At 60.1% G+C, this 12,327-nt stretch carries 6 protein-coding genes and 2 pseudogenes; 5 read left to right on the top strand and 3 right to left on the bottom strand.

Going from position 1 to position 12,327, the window contains the following annotated elements; translation table 11 throughout:
* The 3 genes from EN851_RS16125 to EN851_RS16115 are packed head-to-tail and all read right to left on the bottom strand — an operon-like array spanning position 1 to position 1,392.
* On the bottom strand, positions 1-489 hold the full coding sequence (locus tag EN851_RS16125; RefSeq protein ID WP_126057777.1) for a Mov34/MPN/PAD-1 family protein: 489 nt from the start codon (positions 487-489) through the stop codon (positions 1-3).
* On the bottom strand, positions 486-1,103 hold the full coding sequence (locus EN851_RS16120) for a putative metal-binding protein (RefSeq protein WP_126057778.1): 618 nt from the start codon (positions 1,101-1,103) through the stop codon (positions 486-488). Before EN851_RS16120 ends, EN851_RS16125 begins: the two co-directional genes overlap by 4 nt.
* Positions 1,096-1,392, bottom strand: coding sequence for a DUF2604 domain-containing protein (locus EN851_RS16115; RefSeq protein ID WP_126057779.1), 297 nt, complete (start codon positions 1,390-1,392; stop codon positions 1,096-1,098). The genes EN851_RS16120 and EN851_RS16115 overlap by 8 nt, the downstream gene beginning before the upstream one ends.
* A gap of 311 nt (positions 1,393-1,703) precedes the next feature.
* On the opposite strand from EN851_RS16115, the pseudogene EN851_RS36780 reads away from it, so the two are divergent.
* The 5 genes and pseudogenes from EN851_RS36780 to EN851_RS16095 all read left to right on the top strand — a co-directional run.
* Positions 1,704-1,943 (top strand): annotated as a pseudogene (locus tag EN851_RS36780) (hypothetical protein); the annotation flags it as partial.
* Positions 1,932-2,855: pseudogene (fni, locus tag EN851_RS16110) on the top strand (type 2 isopentenyl-diphosphate Delta-isomerase); the annotation flags it as partial. The pseudogenes EN851_RS36780 and fni, both read left to right, overlap by 12 nt.
* A 515-nt stretch (positions 2,856-3,370) precedes the next feature.
* Positions 3,371-5,677: a S9 family peptidase gene (locus EN851_RS16105; protein WP_126080685.1), complete on the top strand. Its 2,307-nt coding sequence runs from the start codon at positions 3,371-3,373 to the stop codon at positions 5,675-5,677.
* A gap of 725 nt (positions 5,678-6,402) precedes the next feature.
* Positions 6,403-10,032, top strand: coding sequence for a Ulp1 family isopeptidase (locus EN851_RS16100; RefSeq protein WP_245520749.1), 3,630 nt, complete (start codon positions 6,403-6,405; stop codon positions 10,030-10,032).
* Positions 10,033-10,238: 206 nt separating this feature from the next.
* The gene (locus EN851_RS16095) at positions 10,239-12,263 is read left to right on the top strand and encodes a conjugal transfer protein TraG (RefSeq protein WP_024502848.1); all 2,025 of its coding nucleotides are present in this window, start codon (positions 10,239-10,241) and stop codon (positions 12,261-12,263) included.
* Positions 12,264-12,327: the final 64 nt, after the last annotated feature.

Here is a 12,327-nt window from a genome sequence, read left to right as displayed (position 1 = left end):
TCAACTCGATATCATGATCATTCGCGACAGTGCCGCGGGAGGGAGCGCATTCCATTTGGCCTTTTCGTCAAGCCGATAGGCGGCGACCCGAGCAAAATCGAAAGGCTCGCGGGCGAAATTCGGCACTACCAGCGACAGACACCCAACCGTGGTAGCAACCGCATAAGCGTCGTCCGTCGTCGAATGGTAGGCGCGGCCCGGATGGCTGTGAATCTGGGCCAAGAGTTTCAGGCCGCTTTTGTAGAGCCAGACATTGAGCCGGTGCAGTTCTTCGGCCGCAACGATCACGCAAACGCCATCGTTTGTCCGAATGTGACGCTGCGCCGGGATAACCGTCTCTGTTACGGCAAAGTGCCGGTCTTGCTGAACGCCGACCCAGAGCGCCATCCCCTCATTGCCTTCGCGACCAACTGAGCGCAGATGCCCATGCGTGGTCGAGATGCAGCCGCGCGGGAGAGTCACGATCGTTACATCTCTCAAACCAGTCATTCTTGTATCGCCTGAGGGGATACCACCATTCCTACGATTGCCGGTGGGAGTTGAATCTGCAACTGCTCTATAGGAATGATTCCGTACTTGATGATCTTGTCCAGGATGAAGGCCAAACAGCCTTCGCCAGAACCCCGATGAAGTAGCCATGGATCACCTGAATGGGCTGGATTGTCGTGGTATTCCCGGACGCCCGCCATGCACAGGAATGGTTCGTCCTCGGGACTGTTGGCCTGGATGAAGTCCGTCAGCGGCACGGCGTTCTGCTGGATGAGAGCTCCTATCATCTCCGGCGGCGTTCCGGGCAGCGGCGGACGTCTAAGCATTTTCAGGTATAGATCTTTCCGGGCAATCGGATGACGCGTAAACGGATCGACGAAGACCACGGACGGTGGTCTTAAGTCGTAGTCGGTGAAGTCGACCTCGCTCGCTGCGCTGATCACCCGTGGTTTTAACTTGAGGCTTGCGAAAATGAAGAAAGCGCGCGGAAAGGTCGCCTCGATCAAGAAGCAGCCCTGAGCCCGATAGACATCAGCATATGGCCGGAACCGGCCGATCTCCCGATCAAACTTCGCTCGGGAGACCTCCGGATCCACACTTTGGGGTTTAGGCACCTGCGACGCCCGCCTTCAGGCTGAGGAACAGGGTCACAGTATTCGGGAAACCGAAATCGCCAAGCTTCTTGTCGACGTCGAGCAAGTTGCCGGCCTCATCCTTCAATTCCCAATTCTCGGCTGGTTGGGCGACATTCTGCGTGTTCTCAAGGGCTTTGGTACGAATGACGTGAAGCGGCTGGTTGGGATTGGCTTCGACCTGCGTGGGCTGGCCGTTCACCACCATCGTGATCTCGATCTTGCCCGGCCCGCCGCCGTGATTATCGCCCTTACCCGAATCCTTCGACATTGTCCTACTCCTGTGGCTTGCCAACCGTCCCACGCCCTGGCGCCCACCTGCGAGTGAGACCGGCGGTCTTCAATCGTTCACCCGGCGCCACGGCCGCGAGTACGCGAAAGACAGGGGATAAGCTACCGAATCGGTGCTTGCCTTCTTTTATGGGTGACTTGAGCCGCAAGTAAATGGTCTCAAATTGCTCCTCACAACTATAATCGATTATAGCAATGCGAAAATATTGGCGACACGCCTATTCATCTGCTCTCTCACTCGCCTGCTCCGTGCTTGGCAAGGGGAGCTTTGACTGCGTCACGCGTCCCCCAATCCTGCAACGCATTCACCCGAGCCTGCGCGACACCAGCGCCCGCACCGGCCGTGATCCGCAGAACGAAACGCTGATCGTGGCGTTCTATCGCGAACTGGCGCTGCTGTTCTGGCTAGACGATTGCAACGACGTTGGCCTGATCGCGCCGGAGCAGCTCGCCGCCGTGGAGCAGGCGCTGGGGCACGGCGTACCGTGCGTTCTCTCCGGATTCGAGGGCTGCGCTCAGCTGCGCGCTTCGCTGGTGCTGGATCGGCGAACGGCGCCGGCCACGGTGGCCGCTGGCTGGGAGTACATCCATTTCGAACACTGCGCACTGCCCGAGTTGGACCTGACGCAGATCGACCTGCGCGCCTCGCTGCTGGGCAAGGCTATGCGCGCGCCGCTGCTGATCAGCTCTATGGCCGGCGGCATGCCACGGGCCGAGGCCATCAACCGGCATTTGAGCGAGGCAGCGCAAGCCTTGCGGATCGCCATGTGCGGTTCGCAGCGTGTGAGCCTGCAATCCCGTAACTCCCAGGGGCTAACGCGCGCGCTGCGCCGCCTGGCGCCAGACATTCCCTTGCTGGCCAATATCGGCGCCGCGCAACTGCGGGAGGCCGACGGCCTGGACCTGGCGCGTCGCGCGGTGGACGCGCTGGAGGCCGATGGGCTCATCGTCCATCTCAATCCGCTGCAGGAAGCGGTACAGCCGGGAGGGCGACCGCGACTGGCGCGGCGTCCTGGCGCTGATCGCTGGCGCCGCGCGCATCGTGGGCGTGCCGATCGTGGCCAAGGAAGTGGGGGCGGCCTGTCCGCCTCGGTGGCCTGTGCGCTCGTCGAGGCGGGCGTGGCGGTAATCGATGTCGCCGGCGCCGGCGGCACCAGTTGGGCCGCAGTGGAGGGCGAGCGCGCCCGCAATGCCGCCGACCGTGCAGTGGCGATGTCATTCGCCAATTGGGGGATTCCCACCCTGACCAGCGTGCAGGCGGTGCGTCGGGCGCTGCCAACGGTGAAGCTGATCGCGTCGGGCGGGATCCGCGATGGCGTCGACGTGGCCAAGGCCATCCGCCTGGGCGCGGACATCGCCGGGCAGGCGGCCAGCGTGCTGGGCGCGGCGACAGTGTCCACCGAGGCCGTTGTCGCGCATTTCGAGATCGTCATCCGCCAGTTGTTGGGTCACCATCAAACCAATTTGACGCCCCGGGACAATATCGTCCGGCATTGTCCGGTGTGCGACGATGTTGGGGATGCGACATAGGCGGATTGCCGTGTATTAAACCGCTTTTCCTTTGGCACGCATATTGCGCCCTATCGGTAAACCTCGTCATGGGCCGGCGGCAATCGCTCGGAGATTGTCGAAATAGCACAATCTGCCGGGGTGACATCCGGCCCGACTAGAGCAGGACCTTTCAGATGATGCAGAAAAGCAAGCGGCCATACTCGCGGGGAAATAGTCGCGTCAGGGCTGCATGGACGCTCTTTCCTGGTTGTTTCGGCGACGGACGCCAACTCTTCAATCGGCACCCGAACCAGTGCCTGGATGTCCAAGGAGCGCCCCTGTTGCGCGTGCCTGGCTGCACCCGCGTGCTGGCTCTCCTCCAAGGCGACGCTCGGCGCTGCTGCAGACCGGCGACGAGAACCCAACTTCAAAATTAGCATTCCGAAAACCGAAAGAAGTGAACAGGTATGTCCAGGATCGGCGCTTTGACGCGCGCGGCATGGCGATCGGCAACTCAGACGCTGGCCAAGGGTTCGAAAAGTTTACACCCGACGCTAGCGCCGGCCGATTTCAAGCGCGCACTTACGATCAACGATCGATATGGCGGGCTCACTGTCAATGTCCCCAAAATGCCTTTCTGGCTGACCGGGGGTGAAGCCTTCGTCTACCGCCGGACTAGCCACGGCGAGCAGCAGTTCATGCAGGTCGATGCTGCCACGGGTTTCAAGCGGCCCGCTTTCGATCAGGCGCGTCTGGCGGCAGCGCTAAACAAGGTGAGCCATGAGAGCTATCAAGCCGGCAATCTTCCGTTCGACCGTTTCGAACTGAGTGAGGATGGTCGCAGGCTCGACTTCCAGATTGAAGACACCCGGTGGAGCTGCGACCTTGCAAGCTATGACTGTACCAGCACCACATTCGATGCAAGGAAAGGGGACCGTAGGGAGCTCAGCCACCGCTACACGCCGCCAGCGGAGAACAACCCCGACAAGAGCAACGCGTCGCCCGACGGCAAATGGATCGCCTATATCAAGAACTGCAACGTTTTCCTGCGCAGCGAGGACGGATTGCAGGATGTTCCTCTGAGCCGGGACGGAGCCGAAGGCAATTGCTACGTCTTTTCGACGCTGAGCTGGTCGCCGGACTCGCGCCACCTCGCCGCTTACCTTGTTCGCCCCGGCTATAGGCGAGAGGTCCGCTACCTCAATTCATCGACGGACCAGTTGGAGCGGGAATATTCAACAATATTCTATCCCAGGCCGGGCGATGTCCTTCCGCTGCCCCAACCAGTCCTGTTCGACATTGCCGGCCGGCGCCAGATCGTGATTGACGGTGCCCTCTTCTCGAACGTCTTCGAACTTTCCCCTCTCCGGTGGTGGGCGGACAGCCGCGGCTTCACTTTCGAATATAACCAGCGCGGGCATCAGCTCTATCGCTTGGTCGAGGTAGACGCCGCCTCGGGCCGCGGGCGCTCCCTGATCGATGAGACCAGCGAGACATTCGTGGATTATTTGCCGCTGGGGCATGGCCAGGAGGATGCCGGAAAAATCTTCCGTTACGATGTCGATGACGGGAAGGAGATCATCTGGGCATCAGAGCGCGACGGGTATGAGCATTTGTATCTTTTCAACGGCCGGACAGGCGCGCTCGAAAACCAGATCACCCGAGGTGAGTGGGTCGTCCGGAGGGTCAACCATGTCGATCCGGTGAAGCGTCAGATCTGGTTCGAGGCGAGCGGGATGAACTCGCAGGAGGACCCCTATTGGGTCCATGCTTACCGCATCGGCTTTGACGGCAAGGGACTGACTGCACTGACGCCCGAACCGGCCAACCACCATATCGAGTTCTCGCCTGACAGGCGCTATTATGTCGATCTCTGGTCACGCATCGATCTGCCCCCGCGCATGGCACTCTACCGCGCCAGCGACAATGCCAAGCTCCAGCAGATCGAGACGGCCGACATTTCCGAGCTCGTCGCCGCAGGCTGGCAGCCGCCGCTCAGTTTCCATTCCAAGGGGCGCGACGGCAAAACTGACATCTGGGGTGTGCTCCACCTGCCAGCCAACTTCGACCCGACGAAGAAATACCCGGTTGTGGAGAATATCTATGCTGGACCCCACGGCTCCTTCGTCCCAAAATCCTTCTCGCGGTGGACAGAGCCGCTCACGCAGCTGGGCTTCGTCGTTGCTCAGATCGACGGCATGGGCACCAACAACCGCTCCCGCGCCTTCCATGATGTTGCTTGGAAGAATCTGAAGGACGCAGGATTTCCCGATCGCATTCTGTGGCACAAGGCGGCGGCCGCGCAATATCCATGGTACGACATATCCAACGTCGGCATTTTTGGCGCATCCGCCGGCGGCCAGAGTGCAGTCAGCGCGCTGCTCTTTCACCCCGATTTCTACAAGGTCGCCGTCGCCAAAAACGGCTGCTTCGACAACAGGATAGACAAGACCTGGTGGAATGAACTGTGGATGGGGTGGCCGGTCGGCATTGAATATTCGCAATCCTCCGCCGTTGACAATGCTCACAGGCTGCAGGGCAAGCTGATGATCGCGGTCGGCGAAATGGATGATAATGTCGATCCGTTTTGCTCGTTCCAGCTTGCCGATCGACTCATCAAGGCAGGAAAAGATTTTGACATTGTCTACGTTCCTGGTGCCAATCACCATACTCTAGGCACCTACACCGAGCGCAAACTCCTAGACTTCTTCGTTCGCAACATTCTCGGTCAGACCCCGCCCGACTGGAACAGCAAACCGATCGAGCTGGAGTAGCTTGTGGCTCTTGCAATTGTTAGCTCGCCTTATCGGCTGTAATCAGGGCGAGGCGCGAGCAAATCTGCACCGAAGGACGATCGTGGAGTCTAGGACTTGCGCTGCGTATTGAGGATAGGCTCGCCGCGACGTTGGTCTGAGCAAACTGCTTGATAGGCACGCCTGCAGACCGCGTGTGTGCGATTGCAAGATCCCCTATCAGCCTGGTGTGAAGCGTTCAGGGGAAAAGCCGCACCCAACGCCGCTTCCGCTCGCCGTAACGCTACGGCGGTGCGACCCACCCGATCCGCTCGACGAGCATAGGAACACATAGGTCCCCGAACGGACGATTACCTTGGCAATAGAAGACCCTCGTCGGTCATCGCCGCTGTGGGTGGCAGCCCGTCGGTCTGGAGCTGCCACGATTCTCATCCTCGCGTCACATATGAGCTGAAGCTTTCCGGATCGGGTATCCAATCGGCATCCAGTTGCTCGGCGATATGGTTGAATTCTACCTCAGGACAAGAGTGAGTAGAGCAGCCCCGCTACGAAAATCCTATCCTGGTTCGTTTGACGCATCGACTATTCAGATTGATTGGCGTGATACCCGGCGCGGCCGCAACACGCTAGGCCGTCAACCGCTGAGCAGAAAACCAGCCTTCGCCTTCCGCGGCGGCGGACCTCGTCAGCCTTTCGAAAGCTTGCCTGAGTAGGTTGCTCATGTGATCTGTGGAAGTGAGGCTAGCGTGCACCCGTACAAACTGGACATTCATCGTAGCAGCTTGGCTGCAGGTGCAGCACGCCGTACCGCACGAGCAAGCGGACAAGCCGGCCAAGCCGGTTTTGAGCAGCACTTGGGCGAATTGCAGGCGGCGGATGAGTTGATGAGTGCACCAGGCGAGGATGTCCTCGTCAATGGCTCGCATGGCAAAGGTGAGTTGAGACCAACGAAGAGGCAGAGGATCCAAAGCAATCTGCAGCATGCTGTCACTGAGCGGCAACCAGGTCAGGTTGGTGACTCAGGCGCTCGCGCGATGATGCAACTCCCTGCCCATCAGGTGGGTACATCGGAACGGGAGGCGCAGCTCGCGATGCAGGGGGATGAGCACGAATACACCCCAGCGCCGCATCTCGATGGGTCGATGCCCTCGACAGTGCAGCCGGATCGTCCAATTGTGGCCCCCGACGGTGCCGACAAGCGTCCTGTTTATTCCAACGATGCCACCGCCATCGAAGGGCTGAAGTCTGCACTCCTTGCGGGTAAAGCCAGGCCGGACACGGTCACTCGCAGCGCAAATTCTCTTTTCGGCTTTAGTCGTTGGCTCTTTCAAAACAAAAAGCCAGGGTTTGCTGCTCGGCTTTACCATCCGTCGCTGAGCCAGGATCTCGAGGAGTACGAGAGTAGGGGTGGTTCCTCCACAGTGGCTGGCGCACTGCGTCAACTGATGAAGCCGATAGGCGGAGCCGCCCCGATTGTGGGTCGCGCTGTCCTGAACCCCCATCCTGACGACGCCGCGCTCACTAGACATTTCAGATCCGCGAGCGGCTACGCAACTGCTCTTAACCATTTCAGTCATTACCTACGTCAAAATGACAAGCTCGGGATTGCGGGCCGGATTTACGATGAATCGCTGGATAAAGATGTTGAGAGCTACAAGGCCGCCTCCTCTACTCGTGGAGCTCCGATCGAATCTGCACTGGTTTATATCCGCAAGCACCCGCCGCGCGTTATACTCGGGAGTCATCTGGAAAACGCGGTCAGCATGGAGGCTCGTCCCCGTGGCGACGCTGCTCAGCATACCGCACCACAGCAGGGATTCGATTGGCCAGAGGAGCTCCTGCCGGTAGGTTATAAGGAGGGCACCGATCTACCATTGTCTCTCGCCCCAACCGCGCACCAACACCAAGCACCCGACTTTGGAGAGGCCGTCCCTCACTTGAACTGGCGCCACGGCGACCAGGGCGCCCCGGAGGGGCTGGTAGCTGCACGGGACAGGAGCAGCCCGCTGCCAAGCGAGGCGGTGCCACATAAATCTGGACGGGGACTCGCTACGCAGCCCAGATTGTGGGCGGAGAAATCCGCCTCGCCAGAGCTCTTTCGACGGCGGGCGGAGCAGGCTCTGCCGGCGTCCGCCAGAGGTGTGGAGACATCCTCCGCGGTTGATGAAGCCGCCGCTCGCCAAGCTTTGGCTTGGTTGCAGCAGGAGATGGAGGGGATCGAACCGATGCAGGATCCTCATAAGGTGGCTACACCGGAATCTGAGGCGCAGCTCGTCAGGCAGAGGGATGAACACGAATCCACCCCAGCACCGCATCCCGGAGGTGGTGGTTCGATGTCCTCGACAGTGCAGCCGGATCGTCCAATTGTAGTCCCCAACGGTTCCGACAAGCGTCCTGTCTATTCCAACGATGCGACCGCTATCGAAGGGCTGAGGGCAGCATTCCACGCGGGTAAGGCCAGCGCGAACACGGTCACTTTCAATGTAAATTCTCTTTTCGGCTTTAGTCGGTGGCTCCTTCAAAACAACAAGCCAGGGTTTGCTGCTCGGCTTTACCATTCGTCGCTGGATCAGGATCTCAAGGAGTACGAGAGTACGGGTGGTTCCTCCACCGTGGCTGGCGCACTGCGTTACCTCAAGAAGTCGACAAGCGGAGCCCCGATTATGGGTCGCCCTCTCGTGATCCCCTATCCTGACGATGCCGAGCTCATTAGAGATTACAGAGCCGCTTCGACCAAGGAGTACCTGGCAGCGCCTGCGACCGGACGGAATCCAGATACCGTGGGCGGCTATACAAATTTTCTTAGACATTTTAGCCAGTATCTGCGTCAAAATAACAAGCCTGGGATTGCCGCTCGGATTCACGACAAATCGCTGGATAAAGATGTTGAGAGCTTCAAGGCTGTCTCCTATGGTAATAGACTAAGTATCGGTTCTGCATTGGCTCACCTCCGGGATATCCTGCCGCGCATTGTGCTCGGGCGCGAAACTGTCCTTGCTGCTCATCCGGCAGACGCAGTCACCAGGCGCGTTGGGGCCGCTGCTGAAGCTGGGCCAGCGGCACCGGCAAGAGCTCCCCAACCCGCCTCGCCAGCAACCGCTAAGCTGCCAGGCACCTACCGCGGCCTTCCACTGGTTGATGTGACCACACTGACGACCAGTTCCTCTGGGGCTCAGATCGGGGCGCTCGATCCGACAGCCCCGTCCAACGTTGCAACGGGGCGGGTGCTCGGCGCCGCCGAATGGCTGAGCGACGCCCATGTCCAGAGAGATTACAATTTGCTGGAGCGGCAACTGCAGGGGATCAATCCGGCGCTCGCTGCCCGGACTCGGCTGGTGGATCCTTCCGTATCCCATCTACTGCGACACACGTCGCCGCAAGACGCTCGAGGCATATTGCAGTCCATCTATAATCAAAACAACGCCACAGCCGACTTCCTGTTCTTGCCAGTGAATAATGGCACGGCTACTAGCCCCGGCACCCATTGGTCGCTGCTGCTCGTTGATCGCCGCGACCCCGAAAGGCGGTTCGCCTATCACTACGACTCCCTCCAGCGAGAGGGATATAACGACGTGCCTGCAAAACAGCTCGCAGGACTGCTGAATGCTACCTTGGCGCCAGCCCCCATGGCCAGACAGACGAACCATTATGATTGCGGCGTATTTGTCCTGGAGGGCACGTGGGCGCTGGTTGAACGATTGGTGAAAGGGCAGCGGCCAGACCACGAGCCGCTGCCCCTCGACAACCTCGTTGCCGATCGGCAGGCGCTGCAAGACCGGCTAAGGAGGCGCTTGCCGCACGAGGAAGAGCCGCGGCAGCTGCTGGAGGATGAACCCGCCTCCCCACCGATGATGGCATTCGAGCCAGGGGAACTGCGGCAACTGTTGGAAGACGAGCCTGACTCCCCACCAATGATGGCGTTCGAGTCAGGGGAACTGCGGCAACTGTTGGAAGACGAGCCTGCCTCCCCACCAATGATGGCGTTCGAGTCAGGGGAACTGCGGCAACTGTTGGAGGACGAGCCTGCCTCCCCACCAATGATGGCGTTCGAGCCAGGGGAACTGCGGCAGCTGTTGGAGGATGAACCCGCTTCCCCACCGATGATGGCGTTCGAGCCAGGGGAACTGCGGCAGCTGTTGGAGGATGAACCCGCTTCCCCACCGATGATGGCGTTCGAGCCAGGGGAACTGCGGCAACTGTTGGAAGACGAGCCTGCCTCCCCACCAATGATGGCGTTCGAGCCAGGGGAACTGCGGCAACTGTTGAATGATGAGCCTGCCTCCACTTGGGCACAAATCAATTCGACCCCACATGCGCGAGCGGACGGTGTTCATCAGCCAGCCCAGGCGCCCTGGCTCCCTGAACGCAGAAGATAACTTTGCGGAGGAGCGGTCACGCAACTGTCGGCGGCGCCGGGCCTCAGGGTGAATGGAGAGGATGGTGTCGCGTGAAGGCGCAACACGCGTGCTGACCGACCTGCATAGTAGGAAGTCGTTCATTGCTCCCAAATCGTATGTGAGGAACATTCCTGTCCCGGCTGCACCGCGCGATGCTAGGTCGCGTTGTTCAGCGGGCCAAGCCGATGACACCTACGAAGCTACTGATCGGGCAGATCGCCGTTGTGTGCGCAATTGTCATTATCGGCGTATGGACGGCAACCCAATGGTGCGCTCAAATGCTGACCTACCAGACGCCTCTCGGCGCACCATGGTTTCTCTTCGCCGGCTGGCCAATCTACAAGCCGTGGAAGCTGTTTGAATGGTGGTTCCACTTCGATGCTTATGCGCCGGAGGTCTTCGACAAAGCCGGTACGCTTGCAGGCGCCAGCGGATTCCTGGGCTGTGCCGCCGCAATCGCAGGCTCGCTTTTGCGCGCGCGACAGCGCGGGTCGGTTACGACCTATGGGTCTTCACGGTGGGCCACGACTCATGAGGTCGAGACGGCAGGGTTGTTACGGCCGGCGGGCGTTTTCCTCGGTAGGCTGAACGATCGCTATCTGCGCCATGACGGCCCGGAGCACGTCATGGCATTTGCGCCGACGCGTTCGGGCAAGGGCGTGGGGCTGGTTGTTCCAACGCTACTTTCCTGGACCGGGTCTGCCATCATTCATGATATAAAAGGCGAAAATTGGCAGTTGACCTCCGGCTGGCGGTCGAAATTCTCGTACTGCCTTCTGTTCAATCCGACCGACCCGAGATCGGCACGCTACAACCCGCTGCTGGAGGTGCGCAAAGGCCCAGATGAGATCCGGGACGTTCAAAACATCGCCGACATCCTCGTCGATCCCGAGGGCGCGCTGGAGCGACGGAATCACTGGGAGAAGACCAGCCATTCACTCCTAGTTGGCGCCATTTTGCACGTGCTCTACGCTGAAGAGGACAAGACGCTAGCCCGCGTCGCCACCTTCCTGTCGGACCCGCAACGCTCGTTTGCCGCAACGCTACGGCGGATGATGACGACAAACCATCTCGGGACGGGGCATAACCCTCAGGTCCATCCCGTAGTGGCCTCGGCGGCTCGCGAACTCCTGAACAAGTCGGAAAACGAGCGCTCAGGCGTCCTCTCGACCGCCATGTCCTTTCTTGGGCTTTATCGTGATCCAACGGTCGCGGCGGCCACTTCGTCCTGCGACTGGCGCATCGCTGACCTAGTGGATGGAGAGCGACCGCTGTCGCTCTATCTGGTCGTGCCGCCTTCGGATATCTCGCGCACCAAGCCTTTGGTGCGACTGATCTTGAACCAGATCGGCAGGCGGTTGACGGAGCGTCTGGAGGGGGACCCGAAGAAGAGCCGTAAGCATCAGCTGCTCATGATGCTGGACGAGTTTCCGGCGCTCGGTCGCCTCGACTTCTTCGAAACGGCGCTCGCCTTCATGGCAGGTTATGGCATTCGCTCCTATCTGATCGCACAATCTTTGAACCAGGTTTCAAAGGCCTATGGCGAGAACAATGCTATTCTCGACAATTGCCACGTGCGAATTGCCTTTTCCTCCAATGACGAACGCACGGCCAAGCGCATCTCGGATGCCCTCGGCACCGCAACCGAACTTAGGTCGATGCGCAACTATGCGGGCCATCGGCTTGCGCCCTGGCTTTCACATGTCATGGTGAGCCGCCAGGAAACCGCGCGCCCGCTCCTGACGCCAGGCGAGGTGATGCAATTGCCGCCGTCAGACGAATTGGTCCTGGTTTCTGGGTTGCCGCCGATCCGCGCCAAGAAGCTGCGCTATTATCAGGATCAGAATTTCACAGATCGGGTGCTGCCTGCGCCGGTGCTGCACGACGGACCCTATGCGGACTGCCCTGCATCACGCCCGGACGGCTGGACTGGACAAGTGTGCAGCGTCGATAGCCGACTTGCTGCGGACGAGGAAAGCGCCGACGCGCCAGTTGAAGACGAGGGAGGCGTTCAGCAGCAACGCCATCCAAGCCTGCCCGAAGAAGACGTTGTTGTCTCTCAAGAGCCCGATCAGGCCGATCTGTACAAGCCCGCAGACGATGACAGCGAAGCGCTCGCGGACAAGCGTGTCATGGATCGGATTTCCACTGCGGCCCGCGCCTACGGTATCAACGAGGGCAGGGGCGACGATGTCATTCCCGGCTTCTGAAGTCCGCTGAGTTGCAGAGCGCACCTCAGCGTAGATAACGGCCATAAGCAATTTTGAGCGTCTG

The organism is Mesorhizobium sp. M8A.F.Ca.ET.208.01.1.1 (assembly GCF_004791315.1).
Lineage (GTDB): Bacteria > Pseudomonadota > Alphaproteobacteria > Rhizobiales > Rhizobiaceae > Mesorhizobium.
This window is presented reverse-complemented; position numbering and strand designations above follow the sequence as displayed.

Coding starts and splice junctions, on each gene's coding strand:
- EN851_RS16105 (WP_126080685.1), top strand. CDS start 3,371: ATGTCCAGGATCGGCGCTTTGACGCGCGCGGCATGGCGATCGGCAACT.
- EN851_RS16125 (WP_126057777.1), bottom strand. CDS start 489: ATGACTGGTTTGAGAGATGTAACGATCGTGACTCTCCCGCGCGGCTGC.
- EN851_RS16095 (WP_024502848.1), top strand. CDS start 10,239: ATGACACCTACGAAGCTACTGATCGGGCAGATCGCCGTTGTGTGCGCA.
- EN851_RS16115 (WP_126057779.1), bottom strand. CDS start 1,392: ATGTCGAAGGATTCGGGTAAGGGCGATAATCACGGCGGCGGGCCGGGC.